Here is a 22,392-nt window from a genome sequence, read left to right as displayed (position 1 = left end):
GGACTTCCCCGATGCGCCGGAGCGCACAGGCGGGGTCGTCTGTCGGGCAGATGCGCGCGTTGCGCGCGAGGAGGCCACCGTGTCTGCCCGAAGCCGTCCGGAGATCGTCGAACTCGGTGCGACCGTGTCGCCCGAGCAGGCGCGTGCCCTGGGGATCTGGGATGCGGTCGGGGGTGGCGGCCTTGACCGGAGGGTCTGGTTCTGCGAACTGTCCGGGGAAGTGCCCGGGCGGCTGCCGCTGGTGGACCGCGGGGTCGTCCTGCGGCTGCGGGAGACGGGGGCCCGGCCCGCCGAGGTCACGGTGTGCCTGTGCCCGTGCCGTCCCTCCAAGCTGACATCCGCGTGGGACACGCCGCGGGACACGGGAAGCCAGTGCCTCGACCTCGTCTCCGACTGGCGCGGCGAAGGCCGGCGCCTGTCCGCCTCCCTCACCACCCGTTATCCCGCGGGGGCGGTGGCCCGCGTCCTGGCCGGGAAGGTCTCGCCTGAGCAGCTGTTCACGGCGGCGCAGAAGGGCTTTCTGGCCGACTGCGCCGACCGCCCCGTCCCGCTCGGACGGTTGGCGGTGCACGGTCCGGTCCACACCCGGTGGTGGCCGGCTCGCGTGTGGTGCGGCATACCGCTCGACGTCGAGCGATGGATGGTGACCGCGGCCTCGGGAGTCCGCCTGGACCTCGTGGAGCTCTCGCGGCGCGTCGAGCGCCAAGGCGCGGAGATAGCTCAACTCGCCCTGGAGAGCGCTCTGCGTCGACGCGGCGTCGATCCGGCGGAACCGGGCCAGGGGCCGGGCATCGGCCGCGTCCTCGAACTGCTCACCGGGACATCGCAGGAATCGTAGGGAGTTCCCGGATGCCGATGCGGGGCCGGGAGAGGTCCGCTGGATGCGGGTCCCGACACACCTGGTGCGGGCCCGTCATGGTCCTCGGAAGGCGCCCCTGCAATGAGTGAGTTCATCGACCGGCAGCTGGTACGGCTCAGTGATCCGGCCCTGCTCGTGGAACTGGTGGATCCGCCCGGTGACACCGGCCACCCGCGGGTGCGTGAACTCCTCGACGCGGTGTACGCGATGGAGTTCGCCACGGTCCGTGGCGTGTCCGACGTCGCCGTGCGGCACCTGGAGTTCCAGCGCCCGGTCTTCGCTCCCGTGCGCACCTCGGGCCGGTGGGGCGGCAGCGCCCCGCCCTACAGCAGCACCGATGTCGCACTCGAACAGCACGATCCGTCCGCACCGCTCTGGGTCGACCTGGCCGCCGACCTCGGCCTCAGGCTGCTCCTGGAGGTGGACGACGGGAAGGTCGAGTCGATCCTCACCCACGAGGTCACCGGATTCACGACGTTGAACGAATTCCGCAGCCGTTTCCGCTTTCTCGACCTCGACGCGTTCATGGCCGAGCACGGCATCACGACGGTGTCCGAGTTGCGTGCCGCGTTCCACTGTCTGATCACCGAGATCCGTCTGCGGATGCCTCCGCCGTTCGACCCCGACGACCCGGCGAACAGCCGGCGTTACGAACTCAAGCTGGCGATGCTCATCCGGGACACGGTGGATGTGGCCGCCGCGCTGCGTGACGCCAAGTTGGTGCGCACGGCCCTGGAACGGACCGTGCTCGACAAGACCCCTGCGGACGGGACGGACGAGGTCGAGGTGCGGACACCGTACGCACTGGTGGTGCTCTTTCCCGCGGCGTCCTTGCCGGGGCCACCTCTGACGCAGGCGGCTCTGGTGACGCTCTTCAGAGCGGAAGGAATGCTCGCCCTTTTCATCTAGCAGCACTGCCCATCGAAGCAACGAACGAGGGTGAGGGAAGCCTCCGATGACCGTTCGCTATATCCGGGTCAATCCCGTCGCCGACCTCTTCGCGCCGGCCGTACGCGCCTACGGAAACATCGCCGTCGTGGGACAGGTGACCCCGCCGTCCGCCGCACCCGCCGCTCTGACGGCCGCCGCCGCGGCCGGGAGCGGACTCGACGTCGGCACCTATCGGTACGTGGCGTCCTTCGTGACTGCCGCGGGCGAGTCCGACGTCAGCACCGAGGTGGCTGTGACCACCGCCCCAGGCAGCCAGCGCGTCGCCCTCACCGCCATACCCGTCGGCGCGGCCGGCACCGTCGCGCGCAAGCTGTATCGCACGACGTTGGGCGGCGGGACGGGCGCGCTGAAGCTGCTGACGACGATCGACGATGCCACGACCACCACGTACACCGACGCGACACCGGACTCCTCGCTGGGCGAGAGCCCGCTGCTGCGACCCCACACACCGGTCGCCTTCACCGACTCCATCGAGGCACGCCGCCGGGCCCCCGGTGCCCTCGGCCGCGCCATCGCCCTGGCCTTCGACCAGAGCCCCGGGCCCACGCTGGTGTACGGGGTACGAACCGCTGCGAGTCCCGACTGGGCGGCTGCCCTCGACGCCGTGGCGCCGATCGACGCGCAGTTCGTCGTACTCGCCGACACCCCCCTCGATGCCACCAGCGGTGCGCCACCCGCCGGTTCGAACTCCGACGGCGGAGCGATCCACCAGCTGGCCACCCACGTCAGCGGCATCTCCGGCACCGGTGGCGACGGCAAGGAACGGATGGGGGTGGCCATGCTGACGAGGGGCGCGACCGACCCGGGACTCGTCAGCGGCAAGCTGGCCCACGAACGGATGGTGTACGTCGCGCACAAGAGCGACGAGGACGCGGCCGCCGCGGTGGCCGGGGTGATCGCGGGCTACGAACCGCACATCTCGCTGCTGCTCAAGCCGGTGAACATCACCAGCGCCTCCTTCGCACCGGCCGAGATCGCGGCGCTCAACGGCAGCGAGACCTTCGCCGGCGGCCCCGCGGGAAGCGGGGTCAACTGGCTGGTCGATCCCGCGCTGATCCCGGGCCGCGGCGTGTATCTGGGCGAGGGGTACACCGGAAACCCCGGCGGCAAGAAGTACATCGACATCGTGCGCACCGTCGACGACGTGTCCTTCCGCCTCAAGGCCCAACTGATCAAGGCGGTCGGCACGGTGCGCATCAGCCGGTCGGGGCTGCGCGCCGTGCAGGCGCAGATGGAGGCGGTGCTCGCACCCCTCGTACAGGCGGAGGTGATCGAGGGGTTCGACATCACCATCCCCCTCGTCACCCTGCTCGACAAGGAGCCCGACACGTTGATCGCGGCGGAGCGCACCCAGATCGACAACGCGCAGAGCCAGCGGGTGCTCGAGATCCTCGTCGCCGTCGACTACGCCGGGGCGCTCCACCGGCTGTCCATCACGCTGAAGTTCGTCTAGAGGAGCGAGAACCATGGCCGACTGGAACACGCGCCTCGAGGTCAAACTGGGTGATCGCACCATCACGCCGATCTCGAACTTCACCCCCACCTTCAACGTGCCGCACACCGTGATCCACAGCCTGGAGCAGGACGGCACCGGCTATGTGCGTCAGCCCTTCACGTTCACCTTCACCATGACCGTGCCGGCGATCGCCCAGACGGTCGCCGATCTCACCGAACTCGCCGTGAACGGAACGGAGTTCGCGATCAGCGTGGCCGAGAAACGTGGGACCGACTGGTCGTTCAAGTCGCTGAAGTTCGCGCGCTGCATGGTGACATCGGCCTCGCCGAGCACCGTCGTCATCGACGGTGTGCCTCAAGCCAATTTCTCCTGCACGGCCCTGACCGTCTCCGTGGAGGACTGAGCCATGGCCGAGGATGTCCCCGCGCAGCCCATAGCGGGCAGCACGCCCCCGCTCGTGGCGTCGGCCGCCGTCAGCGGCCCGGTGGTCCACTACAGCTTCCCCGTCGAGGTCGAGGTCGTCTGCGACATGGACGACGCGGCCATCGCCCGGATCACCGCGCGCGTCCTCGCCGAGCTCGACCGTGAACTCGCGAGGCGGCAATGAGCTCGAACCGTCCGGTGCTCGTCGGGACCGTCCAGCTGTTCCACGTGCAGAGCATGACGCTGAATCAGGGCTACAGGATCGAACGGATCATGGGCAGCCGCTGGTCGCAGGCGACTCAGCCGTCCGTCAAGACCCTTGCCATCGAGGCCGTCCTCATCGGCCCCGACCGATTGCGGGTCAAGAAGGAACTCGAGGCGATGGCCCTGGTCAGCCGCGCCCTCGCGGCCGCCGCCGCGCCGCGTCTCGCCGTGAGCGGCATTCCGGTCGTCTCGGGCCTGACCGTCAGCCTCGACATGCAGATCACCGACCTGCGCATCACTCAGAGCGCGAACCGGAAGGAGACCCTCGACGTGGCGCTGAGCCTGCAGCACGTGCCCCGCTCCAACCTCTCCGCTCTGGTGGGCGAGTTGGCGGACATCGCCCTGGCGGCAGGCACCCCGACCGCGACAGCTCTCCCGCCGCCGAGCCCGGTGCCGCGCGCCCCCGGGCCACCCCTGCCACCGCTTCAACCGCTGCCGTCCGTACAGGAGTCCCCATGAGCGAGCCCCGCTTCCTGCGGCTGCCGATCGACCCGGACGAGGGCTTTCCGCAGTCGTTCCGGCTCGCCTGGCAGGGCCACACCTATGTTTTCGGCTTCCAGGTCAATATCGCCGAGGAGGTCCTTCCGGCCGCCGACACTCCGCAGGGGTTGCGCGCCGCGGTGACGCTGCCCAGGGACGGCGCCTTCCTCGTGCTGACGGTCGACCGGGAGAGCGCGGCGGGTGGCGTCACGCTGCTGCGGCGCAAGGTGATCCCCGGCATGGTCCACCAGGCGGGCGAACTCGCCGTTGTCGTACACACCTCCCGGATCGCCCTCGGCAATCTGCAGGGCTTCGGCCAGTACGGATCAGAAATCGTGGCGGGGGTGGCAGCGCGATGAACCTGGTGCTGTGGCATCACATCGAGATCGCGGACGTGCCGGCGCTCCCCCAGGCCCCGGACGTGCCGGACGGGGTGTCCGCGCCCACCGGCCCGCCCCTCACGGTGACGAACGACATCTACGCGGGCGGGCTCGTGCTCGACGCCGCCGTGCGCGTCACCATGGGCGAGGGAGCGACCGCCGACACCTTCTCGCTGACCCTCACGGGACTTCCCGCGCCGAGCATCGCCGGGCTCCGCTCGCGCCACCTCTCCGGCGGCCTGCGGGCGACGGTCTGCCTCGGCTACTTCGACGAACCTGCCACCCGGCTCGGCTCCCGCCCCGTCATGACCGGCCGGGTCACGTCGGTGTCCACGGGGATCGACGCGGCGGGGACGAGCCGGACCGTGATCGAGGGGCAGGAGGAGGGCGGGTACCGGCTGCGCAACACCCCGGCCAGGCTGGACCGTTCGACCGAGACGCCCCGGATCGACCTGGTCACGGAACTGCTGCGCGCGGCAGGTGTGGCTCTCGCCGACGGCTCCACCCTCCCCGGGTCCGTGCCGGGGATCGGCATCCGGGCCGGCTCCACGCTGGGCCCGTTGCAGGAACTGGCCGACGCTGCCGACGTACCCCTCGTGGTCCGGGACGGGTCGGTGCTGCTCGGCGCCGCCGTCGGGCGGGAACCGGCCCCCGTGCCGATCGATCCGGAGCTGAATCTCGTCTCCCGCGTCGATGCGCAGAGCGAGGGCGTCGAGCTGCCGCAGCCCGACGGAGCCACACCGCAGGGGCAGGCGACCCCGCCGGTACATACCGGGCTCGACGTCGTCGTGCTCGGCCACCCGGGTCTGCGCGCGGGGCAGCAGGTGACGCTCACCGGTCTCGACGACGTTCCGGCCGGGCCGCTGCGGATCGCCCGGGTCACCCACGCGTACGGCGCGGCCACCGGCTACACCTGCGCACTCACGCTGACCGCGATCGCGCCGGGGCGCCGGGCCCGGGCCACCGGGGGTGTCGAGGGTGTCGTGGACCGCTGGCAGGACGCCCTGGCCCGCAGCCGCTCCGACCATCCTGCCCTGGACATCGGGCAGGTCACCGCGTACACCCCGGGCAAGGACGGCAGGCATCTGGCCGATCTGCACTACGGCCAGGAACCGGGGCTCGGCGTGATCGCGCCGAGCGTCACTTCCCCGGTCGTGACCGACGTGGAGCTGCACGGAAAACCGGTCGCCGCCCCGTTCGCCTTCCACAAGGTCGGCCTGGTGACCCCTGTCTATCCCGGGATGCGGGCCGTGCTCGCGCACAACCGCGGCATGGTCGACGACGCGGTGGTCAGCGGCTGGCTCTGGTCGCAGCAGCCCCGCCACGAGCCGCCGGCGAACGAGCCCGGCGACCACTGGCTCGCCCTGCCCACCGAACTCGGCCCCGACGGGCTGCCCACGGGAAAGGGCGTCAACGACCTGACCGACGCCAGGGGGTGTCGCGTCGTCCAGGCGCGTGCGCTGCGGGTGCAGGTCGGCGGGGAGCGGCTGCCGGACGTCGGCGTCCGCCCTGCGGTGCCGTCCGACGACACCGTGACCATCGAGCACCACACCGGCACCACCATCCGGATCTCCGACTCGGGCGAGATCACTGTCAGCACCGACCAGAAGACCCTCACGCTGACCAACGGTCAGGTCTCGGTGCGGCTCGACGGCGCGAAGGTGGCGGTGTCCTGATGCCCGCCGTGCTGACCACCGCGTCGCGGCTCGTGTGCGTGCACGGCGGAGAACTCGTCGTACGGGCGTCCACCGGTGCACTGACCGCGGGCGGGTCGCCGGTTCTCGTGCTGGCCGATCTGCTTGCCGCGACGGTCTCCGCCACCTGTTCGAACACCGACGTCGCCAAGAACCAGAAGCCCTGCACCATGGTCACGTCCGTGCTCTCAGGGGCCAGCACCACGCTCGCCGTGGGAGGCCGGGCGGTGGCGCTGGAGACGGCCCGCGGCCTCACCGACGGCCTTCCGACCGCGCCGGTGATGTGGCGGGTCGACAGCGCAGGCCAGCACGTCCTGGAGGCGACATGAGTGCCCCGCCCGGCGGCCCCGGACCTGCGACGGGGTACGGGTACGGCTCCAGTCTGCTGCTGGAGGACGGCGATCTGGTGCTGTCCGGTGGCACGTTGGCGCAGGTGCACGAGATGGCGAACCTGAGGCAGGCGCTGAGCCTGCGGCTGCTCACGCCGTACGGCACCGACCGGGTCCACTCCACGTACGGCCTCGATGTGCGAGGCGCGTTCACGGAGGGGCACGGCCGCCGGACGGTGCGGGAGGTCGTCCGCCTCGAGGTGGTGCGGACGCTGGCCACCGACCCGCGGGTGCGGGAGGTCATGAGCGTGCTCTTCAATGACGACCCGGAGTTCGTCGCGCAGGTGCGGGCAGCGGGCGGACGGCCGGCCGGTCGCCACGACCGGAGCCGGCGTCTCGTCGTGGAGGTGGCGACGGTGTCGGACACGACGGTGACCCTGGAAGTGGAGCTCTGAGTGATGCACGAGTTCGGCGTGACCGAAGACGGCTTTGTCCTCAAGGGGTTCGACGCCGTCCTCGGCGACGCCATGGAACGGGCCCGCCAGATGTGGGCCACTCTCGGCCTGAAGCCGGATCTCAGCCCCACCAGTCCGCTGACGAAGGTGCTCGAGGCCGCCGCACACGAGGACGCCGAGTTGTGGAAGCGACTGGAGGACTTCTACTACAGCGCCTTCGTCGCCACCGCCACGGGCGACAGCCTCGATCTGCTCGGCGACGACGTCGGTCTGACGCGGCGCAACCTGTTCGCCACCGGAAAGGTCACCCTGACACTGTCCGGGGGCCTGCCCGGACGCACGTACACCGTGCCCGAAGGCACCGTGGTACTGGCTCCGGGGCCGGGGCAGGCGTTCGCGACCATGGAGGCGGCGGACCTCACCGCGACGGCGGTCGCCCGGAAGGTCGCTGTGCGGGCCTTCACCCGCGGCGCCGTGGGCGATGTCCCCGCGGGCTCCGTCACCGAGATCGACCCCGCGTACCGCGCGGTCCTGCTGGCCGACCTCGGTCCCGCCGACGTGGGCGTGGCCAATGAGGAGAGCTTTTCCGGCGGCGCTGCCCGCGAGGACGACAGCACGTACCGCGGACGTCAGTTGGGGGTGTCCCGGACCCTGTGGACCGCCGAGGCCGCCCGCCAGACGGTGCTCGACGTCGACGGGGTCATCGACGTGTTGCTCTCCGATCCGCTCGGCGGAGTCGACGTGTCACAGAGCTTCTTCGACGAATTCGACTTCGGGGAGCGGTTGTTCAGCGCGGAGCGGCGGATCGGCGAGCCCTACACCTTCGACCTCGTCGTGGCCCATGAGTTCCGCTGGCCGTGGCGGACGACCGAGAAGGTGCCGGGGGTGTACGAGCGCATCCTGGAGGAGCTCGACCGCGTACGGCCCGCCGGTGTGCACCCGAACGTCATCGAGGCCGACCACATCGATGTCGGCGTACGGGCCCGTGTGATCGTCGAACGCGGCTCCGACGAGGCGGCGTTGAGCGCGGCCGTCCGCGCCCGGCTCGCCGCCGCGCTGGACGATCTGCGCCTCGGTGGCGACGTGCTGTACAGCGGGGCCGTTCGGGCCGTCGTCGAGGTCCCGGGCGTGCTCGATGTCCAGCGGCTGCATCTGCGCAGGCATCCGCCGGCGTTCGGCCGGATCACGTTCGGCGACGTGGCGCACCAGACGGCCGTGATGGACGCCGCGGTCGGACAGAACCTGGTGATGAAGCCGACGGAACTGCCGGTGTTCCGCACGGATGCGGCCCTGCACGACCTCGAGCTGGTGACGCCGTGACCCTGCCCGCGGCGCTGGACGCCGCCGCCGTCGCCCTGGGGGCGGAGGCCCGGATGGCGCGCCTGCTCACCGCGCCGTTCGCGTCGGGCGCCGAGGTACTGCGGCTGTCGCTCGTCCCGGTCGTGGGCGCATCGCATTCCGCCGAGGTCTCCGACTACGACTTCGCCGGCCATCTCGCGACGTCCGGCCGGGCGCCCACACCGTCGTACGTCGTGCGCACCCTGCGCGACCTGGGCCATGACACCCGGGTGAGGGTCCGGGTGACCGATCCCGCGCTGCCCGGCGGGAGGGCGGACGCGGTGGTGGACTTCCGGGCCGGTCGGCTCGCGGGCGAGTCCGTGCCGCTGGTGCTGCCGGCCGGGGCGTCCGGCGCGGCCCGCCTCGCGCGGATCACGGTGACCCGGCGCAGCGGCACGCGCTTCGTGGCGGCGCCGGACTCCGCGGCGCAGGGGTGGGCGATCAGCGCGCTGCTCGGCAACACGGCGCGGCTGTTGTGGGTTCTGGGTGGTGAGCGCGATGCCCTGCGCCGCCACATCGCCCGCACCGCCCGGCAGCGGCGGCTGGCCACCGCGCACGGTGCGAGCCTCGACCTCATCGGCACGGACCTCGCCGTCCCCCGGTTCCCGCCGCTGCCCCACGCGGTGGACGACCACACCGTGGCGCTCTACCACCTCGGTGACGCGGCGGGGTCGGCACCCGCCGCCGAGGATGCCACCGGCCGCTTCCCCGGTCGCACCGCGCACCACGCGGCCGCCTCGGGCGCCGTCGTCCTGGGCGTTCCCGGCCGGTACGGCACAGCCGCCGCCTTCTCCGGGACCGGCGCGCTGACCGTCCCGTCCGACCCGGCCCTCGACGTCCCGGCGGACCGCGACCTGACCGCCGAGTGCTTCGTCAGGCCCGACCTCACGGCCTCCCCCGCGCCCGACGCACGAGTACTGGCCCGCTGCGACGCGGCGGGGCTCGGCTGGTCGATCGAGGTCGGAGAGTTCGGCCGGGGCCCGGCCCGCAGCGTCCGCGCCCGGGTCTTCGACGGCGGCACCGAACTGATCCTGCACGGCGATCAACCGCTGCCCACGGACCGGTTCACGCACCTCGCCCTGGTCCTCGACCGCTCCGCCGCGGCCTGCGCGCTGTGGGTGGGCGGCGTCCGGGCGGATCTGCGGGACACCGGGCCGCTCGGCGCACTCGCCCCTGCGGCCCCCTTGACGATCGGCCCCGGGTCCGGGACCTCGCTGTGGGCCACCGTGGACGAGGTGCGGATCAGCCGGGTGGCGCGCCGGGACTTCTCCCCGGTGCTCGGCGAGAGCGATGAGCACTACCGGCGACGGCTGCGGATCTTCCAACGCTGGACGCTGCCCACTCGGGTCTCGCTCGCCGGAGTCCTCAACGAGGCCGTCGGCACGATCGACGGCGTCGAGAACCCGATCGTCGTCGACGACTCCGACGGCCCGATGACCCGCGGCCATCTCCTCGTGCGCGTCGTGCCTTCCGCCCTCGCCCCGGGCGAGAGCATCGACGCGGCCGGCCACAGGGACGCCGAGGAGAGCGAGTTGTACGGCGACGCCGACGACTTGCACATCCCGCCGGTCCTGCTCCTGCGCCACGACCGGCCACGGATCGACTACGCCCCGGCTGCGGACGGCGATCCGCATCTGATGCAGCCACCGATCGCGCGGGCGCTCGACCGGCTCACCGATCTGGTGACGTTCGCCCTCCCTCTTCGCCTGCGGGTGTCCGGCGCCTGGCTGCCCGGCGCGGGGGACGCCCGTGCCGCCGGCCGGGGCGTGGTCCTCACGCATCCCGCCGTCGCCGCCCCGAAACTCGCGGCCCTCGCGCACCGGGCGGGCTTCGCTCTGGTCGAACTCGTACCGCAGGCAAGGGGAAAGGCCGCTGCCGTGTACGCGTCGTGCGCGCCGGGCACCCCGGTCGAGCTCGCCGGGCCCGGACCCGCTCGCCCGGGCGAGGAGGGGCCGTCGGTGGAGATCGGTGGCACGCTCCGCCTGAGCACGTCACCGGCCCTGCCTGCCGACACGGAAGTGCACTGGTCGGCAGCTCGTGGCGGGGGCCCCGGCGGGCTCCGGGTGACGCCTTCGGCGACAGCGGGTCTGGCCACCGTGGAAGGGCTGCGTGCGGGCGTGGTCACGGTGAGCCTGGACATCGTCCACGAGGGTTTCGCCGCAACCGCTTCGGTGCCGGTACGGGTGCTGCCCCCGACGGTCCCGTTCGGTACATCGATCGCGTCCGACGGCTCCCTCGATCCGGGACGGGAGGCGGCAGGGCAGCCGGCCGAGCGGTTCGATCCGAGGCTGCTCGTCGAGGTCTCCGACGCCCGGGCCGTCTTCGCCGATGCCGACGCCCGCCGGATGCAGCGTGGCGTGGGGCGTCGCCTCCGGGCTCTGCTCGACGCGCTCGACGGCACACCCGGTCGGCTGACCGTGCTCTCGGCCTACGTTCCGGTGGCTCCCGGCGCCGCGCCCACGCTGGCCTCGCAGGGCCGCGAACTCCTGCTGCGGCACCCCGGTCCGAGCCTCGGCCGGCTCGCCGCGCTGGCGCACGGCGCCGGGTTCAGTCGCGTCGCCGTCGTCGGCGGGGCCGTCGAAGTGCTGCACCGCGCCGAGGACTTGATCGCCGTAGGCGGCGCCGCCCTGGTGGAGGAGGGCGACCGTGTCGACCTGCGGGTGCTCCCCGACCCGGCCGACGTCTCCGCCACGACCCGGCTGAGCTGGGCCAGCGGCCCGCTCGCGCCCACGCGGGGGCAGGCGGACGTGACGACCACCTCGCTGCCCTCGGTGCAGCTCGTCGGGCGGCGCGCCGGGTGGGTGTGGGTGCAGGCGACGCTGCGTGAGGCGGGGGCGGACGGACCGTACGCGATGCGGGTCCGCCTCAGCTCCTCCGTACCGCCGAACTCCACCGTCACCCGCGACCAGTACGACCTGATCATGAACGTGGTCCGTGCCCTGCACCCGCTCGGCGTCGAGGTCCTGACCCGCGACATCCGCCCGGCCGTGGTCGAACTGGCCGGCAACTCGTCGGTCGACCCCGAGTACACGTACCCGAAGTTCCGCCAGCACCGCCCTGTTCCGCGCTCGCGAAAGGACGCCGACGATGGCCAACGTCTCCTTCAGCCCGACGTTCAGGCACACCGACTGGGTCGACCACAGGGACCGGGTGCAGGCGGGTAGCCCCAACGGGTTCAATGCCCGGTTCCGAGCTCTGGAGAAGGACCTCACCACGTTGTCGACCGTGGTGGCCGACGTGGACACCGCGCTCGACGAACTGGGCGCGGGCCCGGCCCCGACTCAGCACACCCTGTCCCTGTCGCCGGCACTGGCCCCTGGCATGGACGGCGGTGCCTGGGTCCACGACGCCTCGGGCCACGCCGCGCGGACCGGGGGCCTGACTCGGCTGGCCGGAGTGCAGTCGGTGTCCGTGCCGCACGGCGCCCGCCTCGTCTCCCTGCGGGCGCTCGGCCAGAACGCCAGCGTCGCCGGCCGCATCCAGATCACGCTGCTGCGCTGCCGACTGCTCTCCGTGGGGTCCGTGGCAGAGCGGATCGCGGGGATTCTCGGCGACACCGACCCGTTCGACCGCACCGAGTCGGCGGACGCCAGCTTCTCCCTGGTCGACACCACGGCGTTCCGCTACTTCATCTACGCGCTGCTCAAGGACTCCGGCGCGGGCGACACCGTCACTCTCTCCGGCTTCCAGATCGTCTACACCCTCTGACCGTTGCCCACCGTCCCGGCCGGCATGTTCAAGGAGCTCCCATGGCCATATCAGGCAACCTCTACATCAGCACCGACTACGGCTCGACGCCCCAGACGGACAAGGGCCAGCGTCCCTACAGCGGCACCGTCGCCCAGTGGAACAACGCCAGCATGTGGCTGGCCGGCGGGCCGAGCCAGACCCAGACCAGCGTCGGCGTCCCCACGGACGTCAAGGTCAGGGTCAGCAACAAGAGCAGCACCTCGGTGGTGCCCGGCGTGACGGTCGATGTGTATGTGATGAACCCGTTCATCGGGAACGGCCGCCTCACTCCGGGCGCGGCCATCAAGCACCTCGTCAGCAAGGAATTGGAGGTTCCCGCCGCTCCGTTCACGGCCGTCTTCAACTGTGAGGAAGTGACGGGGGGCCGTTGGACGCCGACCCAGGGCGACTTCGACAACCTGGTCAAGAACAACGGGCACCCTTGCCTGATCGCGAACGTGTGGGCGAACGACGACGGACGCGAACTCAACGCGGGCGACGACTTTCAGGTGCTCCAGGACCAGCACCAGGGCCAACGGAACATCGCGCTGCTCGCCATGTCGATCCGGGGCGAGGACTCCCAGGAGACCCAGGAGTTCCTCATCATGCCGGCGCGCGGCGACACCGAGGTCACCGTCGAGCCCGCCGAACCGAGGACGGCCCTCGACGCCGGGGAGCGCTGGCTGCTGCTCTCGCACCGGGACATCTCCTTGGACCACGACAAGCGCCGTCTCGTCCTGCACCGGCGCGGCAAGCAGTATCCGCTCTTCCTCTCCGACACCGCCCTGCAAGCACAGCTCTCCGTGGAGGGCTTCGCCGACTTCGACGGCCGACTGCCCGCATTCCCGGAGGCGCTGCCCGCCGGGATCCGCATCGACATGTCCCGTGAGCGCAACGTGGGCGCGCTGCATGTGTTCGACATCGTGCAGCGCGACCGGCAGGGCCTGGCGCTCGGTGCGCTGCGCATGGTCACCGTCGTCACCCGGTGAGCCCGCAAGCCCGCCGTGGACCCCCGGGTCACCGTCCCGATCCGGCTGCGCCTCGACGCGAAGGCGGCGGCGGACGGCTCCGCCCTGCCCCCACTGCGCGCCGCGCTCGCCCGAGCCCTGCGGAAAGCGACCGCCGTCGCTCCGGTCGGCGCGGTGGAGGCGCCGACGTTCCGGTGGCACGGCGCCGGCCTCCCCCGGCTCACCGAGGGAGCCCGGGAGGGCTTCGAGCGCGAACTCAGCGCGCTCTTCGCGGAGTTGTGCCCGACGCCCACCGTCCCCGTCGAGGCCACGACGATGCCCATGGTGTGGCTGCTCGAGGCAATGTCGGTGCGCGAGGCCGCCCGCCGTCTGTACGGGCTCCCGCACGCCTGGGAACGGCTGATCTATTGGTACAACCGCGATCTCTGGGCCGACCGACAGGCCCCGGGCTCCGACTTCCGCCCCGCCCCCGACGGCGACCTGCTCCGGCCGGGACAGCGCCTGCGCGTCGAACCGTCGCTCCTGCGCGAGCCACTGCGGACCCAGGTACTGGCCGCCACCAAGGTCCGCTCGGTGGAGGAACGGACGGCCGCCGCCGACGCCCACCTCGTCGCCGAGGTCGTCGGTCCCGTGCCCCGGGGCAGCACCGTCCGCATCGGCCTGCGACTGCCGGACGACGTGTATCCCGTGCGGGTCGCATGGGAGCTGCGCCCCGACAGAACGTACCGGGCCCTGCACTGGCTCGGATCGGCCGGCACGGTGTCGGGACCCACGGGTGTGCTGACCGGGCCGGAGAACGCCCCGCCGCACATCTGGGACCTGCACGCGGAGGTCGCGGGCGGCCACCTCGTGGTGTGCCGCCTCTACATCGGAGACACCTTGTGGCAGGAGGTGTACCTGCCGCTCCTCGTTCTCAACGCGCAGGACCTGGCGTGGCTCCTGCTGCGCTCTGCGGCCGATCCCCCCAAGACACTTCAAGTACTCCGGGACACCCAACAAGAGCCCTCTGTAGGCAAGTTGGCCGAGCCGGCAGAGGATCAACGAGCGTTCGGCGCGCCACGTATCACCGCCGAACCGGACGAAGCCGTGACCACCGGCAGCACCGTCCGGTACCGGCTCGCATGGCCCGTCGAACACCACCTGCACAGCGAGGACACACTCGTGCACTGGTCGGTGCGTGCCCTGGACCCGGCAGGCCCCGGAGAATGGACGGACCCCGCGAAACGTGCCCGGGACGCCATCGACTGGGGCTGGTGGGCCACCTGGGTCGACCCGCGCGAGCGCAGGGCACCGACCGGTCAGCTGCGCCTTCACCCGTCCTGGGCGGTGACATGGGCCAAGGGCGGGAACTACGAGATCAGCTGCCAGATCCTGATCCGGGGCGTCGAAGCGGCCCGGCACCGCCAGCGGGTCCTGGTGGTGCCCGGCTCCCGGCCTCAATCGGGCCCGCCCACCCCGCGCGCCGCGGTGGAGGAGGCCGAAGCCCGGCGGGCCTTCATCGACAAGACCCTGGACCAGGGCGAGACGGTACCGCTGCACGCCGTCTGGGTGGCGGAGTCCGAGGAACCGGCCGCCGTCCCACTGAACCTCTACGCGACCGCGGCACCGCCCGCACCGGGCTCGGACGTGCGCCTACGGATCTGGGACCATTCACCGGGCGGCAAACGCCGGGTGTACGAGGGGGCGGGACGAACGGCGTCGGAGGCCCTCGACGGCGCGCTGCGGGATCTGGCAACGGTGCCGTACCCCAAGGGCAGCCTCCTCCTGGAGACGGACGGGTTCAGCCTGGCGGGCGAGCGGTTCCCGGCCCGTAGCGTGCTGATCCCCACCGACGGTGGCGCGCGCCTCGCGGACTTCCTCTCGCAGTTCTCCACCTTCCTCTTCGTCACGGGCGCCCTCCTGGCCGTCGCCGGACTCCCCTATCTCGGGGGCCCGTTGATGGTGGCGTCGCAGCTCGGCACCGCGGGGTCCGCCGCGGTCCGGATGAGCGACCGATACGTCCACGGCGATCTGACGGCGGACTGGCAGACCGGCGCGGATGTCCTCGATGTCGCGGGCGGCGCGACCGGCGTCCTGCGGAAAATCACTCGGGCCGGAGCCCTCCAGTTCGTGACCGACGTGGACGGAGTCGTCGGACGGATCCAGTTCGTCGCCGAACAGGCCACCCTGGCCGACCGTCTCGGCAGGGCCGTCGACTCCGGGGACCGGCGGCAGATCGCCGCCGTACTCGTCGAGGCGGCGCGCAGCCAGGCCTTTCGCAGGCTGGGCGGCATGGCCGAACGCGCCGTCGAGCAGGGTGCGCGGGACCCGCACCGCCCCGGGGGCGACGAGGTCGGCTCGGACCGGGCGCACGAGACCGATCGTCCCGTCGAGGCGCCCCGGACGGATGCCCTTCCCACCGCTGTCCACCCGGCCGTCGACCGTCCGGCGCGCCCCGACTTCCTCGACGCGCTCCCAGCCGAACTGCGCGGCTCCGTGCGCGTAGTGGAAGACGGCAGGACCGTGGCCGTGCGCTACACCCTGGACGTGTTCGGCCTGCCGTCCACGATCGAGATCCATGCCGGGCCGGACGCCACCGCCGAGGACGCCCGAAGTCATCTGCCCACCCTGCGCATGCTCCAGCGGTACCAGGGGCTCGGCGGCCCGCTGAGGATCCTCGCCGAGCGCTCCACCTCGCTGTGGCGCGACGAGGCAGCGCCGATGCACTTCACCCGGGCCTGGGACGCGCGGGCCGAGATCCCCAAGCTGACGTCGGAGATCGCGGGCGAGCTGGCCCGGGCAGGAGACGATCCGCACGGAGAGGCCCGTCGACGTATCGCCGACCTCGAACTGCAGCTCGCCGAGCACCGGTGGACCCTCGCCGGACTGGACTCCGGCCCGGGCGGCGTCATCGCTGCCAGGGACCGCCGTGGCAAGCGCCGCACCACGCGCAGCGCCCCGCGCGTGACGCCGGACGTCCGGACGCGGATAGCGGCGGAGCTGGCCGCCCTTGAGGAGATCAGCAGGGGGATCCGCAAGGACACCATGAGGACCGACGCGCGCATTACGGCGGCCCGCAAGAAGCTTGCCGACGCTGAACGACGCGGCGCGCGCGGCGCGGAACTCGAATCCCTGAAGGCTGCCCGGCGGGAACTCGTCGAGGAACGGACCTTCCTGAGCCGGGAACAGACGGGCAATCAACTGGCCCAGTCGTACTGGCGTGGTGCCGAAAGACGCGCCGCCCTCGACCGATATCCCTGGTTCCGCGCCCGCACCCCGAGCCGTGCGGTCAGCAAGGCGGTGGTGGACGCGGCCAAGGCGGTCGACCCCGACGACCCGGTCATCGACGCCCTGGGCAATCGCCCCACGGACGCCGACCCGCTGACCGCCGAACACATCGTGTCGGTGAAGGAGATCGTCCTCATGGAGGACTTCGTTCTGCTCACCGACGAGGCCGCCCTGGAGATCCTCGACCTCCGTGAAAACCTCGTCGCGATGCGGAAGTCGACCAACTCGGCACGCCGCGACACCCCCTGGGACGAGTGGCAGGGCTGGACGAAGCACACCAAGGACCGCGCCAAACGCGACCTGCTCGTCGCGGATGAGGCACGCCTACGGAAGGTGATCGCAGATGAGATCCGCAAGGCACTGCATCGGCAGCTCGGCCGGCTCTGACCCGCCGCCACGCGTTAAGTCCCGAGGCCCGCCGGCCCCTCCAGCGCCTGCAACATCCCGGCGGGCCGCCGGTCGTTGCCCCAGCTGCGTTCGATGTAGCCGGTGATCCGTGCGATGTCCTCGGCGGGGACCCGCTCCGGTTCGCCGTGTTCGAGGGGGTCGGCGTGGAAGATGTAGAGGCGGGAGGCGAACTGGTCGAACGGCAGGGAGGCCTCGCCGAACCGTTCGCCGTTGCCCGCGGTGGAGACGACGACGCCGTCGCCCCAGTCCTGGCCGCTGTCGTTGTTCGGGTTGAAGAAGTACACGCGCATGACGTCCTGCGGGTCCGGTGCGACCCGCAGGATCGTGATGGCGTGCCAGCCGACGTAGCGGGCCGCGCTGTCGGTGACGGCGACGCCGGCCGGCTGCGGGTGGATCAGTGGCTGCTCGCCGTTGTAGGCGGGGTGGTAGCAGGCGTGGAACTGGCGCAGGAACTCGTCGAGGTCGACCAGGTTCCCGGTCGCCACGTCTACGTTGATGTGGAACCCGCGGGGCGTCCACCAGCCGTGGAACTCGGGGTTGACCCATCGGTGCGGGTCTCCCGGCCGGCCGACACAGTGACGCCCCATCTCGGCGTAGATCCGGTCCAGGTGCGGCACCACGATCAGCGATACGGGGTCCAGGTCCATCGGCAGCGTGGTCGCCACGCCGGTTCCGCTGTCCTTCGACGAGATCGGCTGCCCCTCGAAGTGCATGAGCACCTCGTCGTCGCGGGCGGCCCAGACCACCATTTGCAGCAGGTAGTCCGGGTCGTTGTAGGACCACATCGACAGCGCGCGGGCCGACTGGCAGGTGGGGTTGTCGCCCTGGCCGACGCCGAGCGGCTGGCCCAGCATCGAGAGCACCCCGGCGGTCAGCCGCGCCCGCGGCTCCACGTCCTCGCCGAAGACCGCCGTCAGACGCTCCCGCGCGGCCGGGGCGAGTTCGAGCGACAGCTGGCGCCACAGCGCGGGCACCAGCGGCGGCTCGTAGAGGATGCCGCGGTCGAGCAGCAGCGCGAGACCGTAGAGGGACTGCGCGGTCTGCGGGTGCACGGCCACTTCGATCAGCCGGTGCACCAGTTGGCTGTAGCGCAGCAGGCAGTTGCGGCCGGTGTCGGAGAGGCCGAGCGCCTCACCGACGAGGTAGTCGCTCTCGTGCAGCAGGAACCGGAGCAGTTCCGCGTGGTACGGCGACACCAGGCCGGTGTCGTGCATCGCCCGCGCGAACCCCGACGCCTCGTACTGCAGGCCGCCGGCGTCCATCGCCTCGAGGCGGGAGCGGAAGACCTCCATGCCCGGGTCGTCCCGGCATGCCTCGGTGGTTCCGAACAGGCTCGTGATGAGCCGGTCGATGCCCTGCCCCGCCGACACACCGAGATCGACGTCCGGGTCGCCCCGGTAGACCGCGATCCGGGTGATCAGGGCCTGCACGGCCTCGACCTGGATCGGGCGCTGGCGCAGGATCCGCCAGATCTCGTCGACCAGGTTGTCCAGGACGCTGTCATAGCCGATCTCCTCGGCGAGGTGGCGGAACAGGTCCCGGATGAGCTGGGCGGTGCGGCCCTGCTGGGCCCGCTCCGCCTCGCTGGGCGCGCTGAACAGCAGTTCCAGGTTGGTCGCCAGGACCTGGGAGAGGAACTGGCGGGCGTCATCGGCCGGCAGCGTCGGGTGCGCGTATTCGCCGCGGGCGACCGCGAGCATCCGCAGCTCGCTGGTCGCCTCCATGACGACGGTGTCCGCGTCCGCGCTGTGCAGGCCGGGTCCTGCCAGCACCGGAATGAGGATCTCCGGTGACGCCCAGTCCGTGCCCTGGAAGAGCCCGGCGTCCTCGATGGCCTGTGCCCTGTCCTGGATGGCCGCGGCGCCGCCCGGCTGCCTGAGCACCCGCCGCAGTGCTTCCAGGACCCGCCGCAGCTTCGTGTGCTTGCCGAAGTCGCGGGTGTCGGCCATGGCCTGGATGGCGTCGTCGAGTGAGGCCACGCGCTTGTCCAGCGTCGTGGCCGCACCGTTGACGTCGACGGTCGGTTTCAAAGGGATTCCCTCGGGTTGGCCTCCTACGTTCACGGGGTCGTCAGACGTAGAAGTCGAGCTCTTCCTGCTTCTTCAACAGATCGCGCATGCGGTAGGGGTCGTCACCGAAGAAGTACACCAGACCCCAGTGGGTGCCGAACGCGGTCCTCTTGGTGACGGTCTCCTCGAGCGGTGTCGAGAGGTCGTGCGACTCGTAGTAGTCGTCGTCCTCGGTCTCCTCGGGGATCTCGAGCTCGCTGACGACACGGCGGCGCGGGTAGACACCGAAGCAGCCGGCCACTCCGGACGCGTCGACGACCTCGCGCGGGAAGAAGGCGTCGATCTCCTCCTCGGTCGTCTTCGGGTCGAACGCCAGAACAAGCGCATGGTAGGCGTTGAAGCCGTATGCCCGCTCAAGCAGCTCGAACACCTTGAAGCCCGGCGGCCGGTAGGCGACCTCGCCGAAGTACATCTCGCCGTCGCTGGTGACGAAGTACTCCGGGTGCACGAAGCCGAACTCGATGTCGAACGTCTTGATGAGCTTCTCGATCTGCGCCGTGATCTGCGGGCGGTAGCGCTCCAGTTCCGGGGTGGCCGGCACGAACACCGAGTAGCCCAGCGTGACGTACTCGGAGATGTTGAGGAACTTGATCTTCCCGTTGTGCACCCATGCCTCGACCGCGAACTCCCAGCCGTCGAGGTGGGACTCCATGAGGACCGGGAACTCCTCCTCCGGGATCGAGTCGATCTCGTCCGGGGTGCGGATGACGCGGTGCCCAAGGCATCCCGCCTTGTCGAACGCCTTGAGGTGGATCGGGTCGTTCGGGTCCCCGTCCAGCTTGAGCAGGGTCTGGTTGACGCGCTTGAGGAAGCGGATCACGTCGTCCCGGTCGTGGGCCTCCTCGAAGATTCCGACCCGGATGCCGCCGAGTTGGGCGCGGCGCTTCATCAGCGCCTTGTCGCGCAGCAGCATGGCCTGACCGTACAGACGCGGGTTGCCGAGGAGGACGGAGTTGATCGCCCCCGCCCATTCGACGGTCTCCTCGTACAGCGGGATCGCGACGTCGACGCCCTCGTTCTGAAGGGTCTCGGCGATCTCCATGGAGCGGTCGTTGAGCCGTTCGAAGTTCCACGGCACGTAGGGGATGTCGTGCTCGACGCAGTACTCCTCGGCCCACTCCGGGGCCACGACGACGTATCTGCGATCGAACCGGTCAAGGGCTTCCACAGCGTTGAGACTCCAGCCAAGAAGCGCTACGTAGCCCTTGTCCGGGTTCCTGGTGACCGGTTCGCGCTGCGGCATAGACAGTTTTCTCCTTCGGCGCGTGCGCGTGCGCCCATTGACGGTGTGAATGAGTCGCCTGCCCGACGATCCGATGCACAAACTCCGGGCGTGATCTCGCCCGGCGGGCCCCAACCCCCGGTGTGTGCTCGGGACTTGGGCGCACCCTCCTGGTAGGTGACCGCGGGTCTCCGTTCACTCGCCCCGGCGTTGTGCGGCGAGCGGTGCGATGCGGCCGTGGACGCGGAAACGGCCGACGGCGCTGCTCGCGGAGGGCTCCAGATGGACCGCCACGGGCCCGGCGAAGGTGTAGCCGGACTCTGCGGCGTGGCGGCGCACCTGAACGGCGAGGTGGCGGCCCAACTCGCCGCCGTGCGCGGTGAGTTGCTGGTGGACCGGCGGGGGCAGTTCGACGACGAAGCGGTTGGGGACCAGTACCCGTTGCCTGCCCAGGATCAGCGCCTGCTCGTCGCACCGCCTGCGCAGTATCGACACCACCTCGCCCTGCTTGCGCCGAGGCGGCAGCAGCAGCCTCCACAGGGCATTCGTCCAGCGTTCCATTGTCTGTTCCACGTCGTCCACCACTCTCATCACGCTCGGCTGCCCGCCCTCGTACGCAGGACACTCGTCCGATGGAGTGGCACGCCGCCGGGTCCTCGTACGCGAGTACGAGCCGCATTTCGGGACGCGTGAGACCGGCGTGCGGGTGGTAGACGGACTTCCATCCCCGCGTCGCGGCAGACACATTGCCGGGGCGCAGGCGCAAGCGCTGACGGGCGGAACCCTGTCCGGAAAGGATGTGTGAGACCCATGCTGGAGGAAGACCGGTCGATCGTTCATGATGTGTCGCTCGCGGCGGCCGTGGGACGCCGCGCCCTGCCGATGAGACTGTGCACGGCCTTCGCCGAATCGCTGGGCGCGCAGCACGTGACCATGTCCCTGCTTCCGAGCCTTGAGCAGTGGCAGCTGCTGTACGCCAGTGACGAATACGCGCTGCGTGCCGAGGCAGCCCAGTTCTCCCATGCGGAGGGGCCCTCGGTCGACGCCGCGCTGGCGACGCGGACCGTATGCGTCCCCGACGTCCACGGTCACGTCCGTCGTGCGCGTCTGCGGCGGAGCTGGACCGAAGATCTCCCCGCGCTCCGGCACGTTCTGGCGCTGCCGCTGCACCGGCAGCGCCAACGGCTCGGCGTGCTCTGTCTGTACTACACCCACTCCGCCCCGCCGGCCCCGGCACACATCGCGGAGGCCGAACAGGCCACCGCCATCGCCCGCGAGGAAATCCTGCGCTGGCGACCCGTGCACGCCGACGCAGGCGGCCCCGAGCCGGTGTGGGCCACCGACACCCGCGCGGCGCGCTGGGAACGCGTGCACCGGGCCGCCGGTTACGTCGCCGCGCGCGAGGACTGCCCGGTCGGCGAGGCACTGACCTGGTTGCGGGTCACCGCCCTGCGCAGGCATCAGTCGCTGCTCGACACCTGCGACCACATCCTGCAGCCCGCCGGTGCGCGGGCGGGCGTGCCCCGGCAGGCCACCCTCATCCGCTGAGCCCTCGTCCCCCACGCAAGGAGAGTCCACCCTCGTCCCCCACACAAGGAGGGTCCAAGAGTGCACACGCAGCAGACACGTGCCGACAGCGACACTCACGAACAGGTGACACTGCGCAAGCGACCGGAGGCCGCCGCCGACGCCCGGCTGATGGCACGCCGCTTCCTGAACCGGCTGCGGCCCACCGTGGCCGAGCAGGACGCCGCGAGTGTCGAACTCGTCGTCTCCGAACTCGTCACCAACACCGTCCGCCACGCACGCGGCAGCCGCTGTTCGCTGGGGCTGCGGGCCGGCGCGGACAGCATCGTGATCGCGGTGAGCGACGCCGATCGGCGGCCGCCCCGGGAACGGTCCCCCGACATGGTGAACGGCACCGGTGGCTTCGGCTGGCCCATGGTCCGCCACCTGTCCCGTTCGGTCACGGTGACCGCGGGTCCCAGCGGCAAGACGATCCGCGCGACCTTGCCCCGAGGCGACGGCCGCGTGAGCGAGTAGCCGCGCGCCCGCGTGGAGGCCCGATCCCCCCGAGGTCCGACCCGGGTCGTCCTATGC

General features: G+C 71.2%; 20 protein-coding genes. 17 read left to right on the top strand and 3 right to left on the bottom strand.

What is annotated here, in order from left to right:
• The first annotated feature begins 79 nt into the window (after positions 1 to 79).
• The 15 genes from ACFV9W_RS31480 to ACFV9W_RS31410 all read left to right on the top strand — a co-directional run bounded on the left by ACFV9W_RS31480 (position 80) and on the right by ACFV9W_RS31410 (position 16,980).
• Positions 80 to 838 (top strand): hypothetical protein, encoded by a 759-nt coding sequence (locus tag ACFV9W_RS31480; protein WP_385767748.1) that lies wholly within the window; start codon positions 80 to 82, stop codon positions 836 to 838.
• A 102-nt stretch (positions 839 to 940) separates the two neighbouring features.
• A complete protein-coding gene (locus ACFV9W_RS31475; RefSeq protein ID WP_385767745.1) occupies positions 941 to 1,768 on the top strand; it encodes a hypothetical protein in 828 nt (275 codons plus the stop codon).
• A gap of 46 nt (positions 1,769 to 1,814) precedes the next feature.
• Positions 1,815 to 3,263 carry a hypothetical protein gene (locus ACFV9W_RS31470; protein WP_385767743.1) on the top strand — a complete coding sequence of 483 codons (1,449 nt, stop codon included), beginning with the start codon at positions 1,815 to 1,817 and terminating at the stop codon, positions 3,261 to 3,263.
• 13 nt (positions 3,264 to 3,276) lie between these two features.
• Entirely contained in the window at positions 3,277 to 3,669 is a 393-nt protein-coding gene (locus tag ACFV9W_RS31465; RefSeq protein WP_385767740.1) for a hypothetical protein, read from the top strand.
• A 3-nt stretch (positions 3,670 to 3,672) separates the two neighbouring features.
• Positions 3,673 to 3,873 carry a hypothetical protein gene (locus ACFV9W_RS31460; RefSeq protein WP_385767737.1) on the top strand — a complete coding sequence of 67 codons (201 nt, stop codon included), beginning with the start codon at positions 3,673 to 3,675 and terminating at the stop codon, positions 3,871 to 3,873.
• Entirely contained in the window at positions 3,870 to 4,412 is a 543-nt protein-coding gene (locus ACFV9W_RS31455) for a hypothetical protein (protein WP_385767735.1), read from the top strand. The genes ACFV9W_RS31460 and ACFV9W_RS31455 overlap by 4 nt, the downstream gene beginning before the upstream one ends.
• Entirely contained in the window at positions 4,409 to 4,792 is a 384-nt protein-coding gene (locus tag ACFV9W_RS31450) for a hypothetical protein (RefSeq protein WP_385767732.1), read from the top strand. Before ACFV9W_RS31455 ends, ACFV9W_RS31450 begins: the two co-directional genes overlap by 4 nt.
• Positions 4,789 to 6,489: a hypothetical protein gene (locus tag ACFV9W_RS31445; protein WP_385767729.1), complete on the top strand. Its 1,701-nt coding sequence runs from the start codon at positions 4,789 to 4,791 to the stop codon at positions 6,487 to 6,489. Before ACFV9W_RS31450 ends, ACFV9W_RS31445 begins: the two co-directional genes overlap by 4 nt.
• Positions 6,489 to 6,836, top strand: a complete 348-nt coding sequence (locus ACFV9W_RS31440) for a hypothetical protein (RefSeq protein ID WP_385767726.1) — start codon at positions 6,489 to 6,491, stop codon at positions 6,834 to 6,836. The genes ACFV9W_RS31445 and ACFV9W_RS31440 overlap by 1 nt, the downstream gene beginning before the upstream one ends.
• Positions 6,833 to 7,291: a hypothetical protein gene (locus ACFV9W_RS31435; RefSeq protein ID WP_385767723.1), complete on the top strand. Its 459-nt coding sequence runs from the start codon at positions 6,833 to 6,835 to the stop codon at positions 7,289 to 7,291. Before ACFV9W_RS31440 ends, ACFV9W_RS31435 begins: the two co-directional genes overlap by 4 nt.
• Positions 7,292 to 7,294: 3 nt before the next feature.
• Entirely contained in the window at positions 7,295 to 8,611 is a 1,317-nt protein-coding gene (locus ACFV9W_RS31430) for a baseplate J/gp47 family protein (protein WP_385767720.1), read from the top strand.
• Complete coding sequence (locus ACFV9W_RS31425) at positions 8,608 to 11,793, top strand: LamG-like jellyroll fold domain-containing protein (RefSeq protein ID WP_385767717.1); 3,186 nt, start codon at positions 8,608 to 8,610, stop codon at positions 11,791 to 11,793. The genes ACFV9W_RS31430 and ACFV9W_RS31425 overlap by 4 nt, the downstream gene beginning before the upstream one ends.
• A complete protein-coding gene (locus tag ACFV9W_RS31420; protein WP_385767714.1) occupies positions 11,717 to 12,337 on the top strand; it encodes a hypothetical protein in 621 nt (206 codons plus the stop codon). The genes ACFV9W_RS31425 and ACFV9W_RS31420 overlap by 77 nt, the downstream gene beginning before the upstream one ends.
• Positions 12,338 to 12,378: 41 nt before the next feature.
• A complete protein-coding gene (locus ACFV9W_RS31415) occupies positions 12,379 to 13,347 on the top strand; it encodes a hypothetical protein (protein WP_385767711.1) in 969 nt (322 codons plus the stop codon).
• Positions 13,348 to 13,362: 15 nt separating this feature from the next.
• On the top strand, positions 13,363 to 16,980 hold the full coding sequence (locus tag ACFV9W_RS31410) for a hypothetical protein (protein WP_385767709.1): 3,618 nt from the start codon (positions 13,363 to 13,365) through the stop codon (positions 16,978 to 16,980).
• 14 nt (positions 16,981 to 16,994) lie between these two features.
• Here the strand turns inward: ACFV9W_RS31410 and ACFV9W_RS31405 are convergent, their stop codons facing one another.
• The 3 genes from ACFV9W_RS31405 to ACFV9W_RS31395 form a co-directional block, all read right to left on the bottom strand.
• Entirely contained in the window at positions 16,995 to 19,031 is a 2,037-nt protein-coding gene (locus ACFV9W_RS31405; RefSeq protein WP_385767706.1) for a hypothetical protein, read from the bottom strand.
• 40 nt (positions 19,032 to 19,071) lie between these two features.
• A complete protein-coding gene (locus tag ACFV9W_RS31400) occupies positions 19,072 to 20,313 on the bottom strand; it encodes an acetyl-CoA carboxylase biotin carboxylase subunit family protein (protein ID WP_385767704.1) in 1,242 nt (413 codons plus the stop codon).
• 174 nt (positions 20,314 to 20,487) lie between these two features.
• Positions 20,488 to 20,865, bottom strand: a complete 378-nt coding sequence (locus ACFV9W_RS31395) for a DUF3662 domain-containing protein (RefSeq protein WP_385767702.1) — start codon at positions 20,863 to 20,865, stop codon at positions 20,488 to 20,490.
• A 237-nt stretch (positions 20,866 to 21,102) separates the two neighbouring features.
• Here ACFV9W_RS31395 and ACFV9W_RS31390 point away from each other — a divergent pair, with 237 nt between their 5' ends.
• Both ACFV9W_RS31390 and ACFV9W_RS31385 read left to right on the top strand, forming a co-directional pair.
• Complete coding sequence (locus ACFV9W_RS31390; RefSeq protein ID WP_385767700.1) at positions 21,103 to 21,840, top strand: GAF domain-containing protein; 738 nt, start codon at positions 21,103 to 21,105, stop codon at positions 21,838 to 21,840.
• A gap of 60 nt (positions 21,841 to 21,900) precedes the next feature.
• Entirely contained in the window at positions 21,901 to 22,335 is a 435-nt protein-coding gene (locus tag ACFV9W_RS31385; RefSeq protein ID WP_385767697.1) for an ATP-binding protein, read from the top strand.
• Positions 22,336 to 22,392 lie beyond the last annotated feature (57 nt).

This window comes from Streptomyces sp. NPDC059897, assembly GCF_042730865.1.
Lineage (GTDB): Bacteria > Actinomycetota > Actinomycetes > Streptomycetales > Streptomycetaceae > Streptomyces.
The sequence above is the reverse complement of the archived record's forward strand: the minus strand, read 5'-3'. Positions and strand labels throughout refer to the sequence as shown.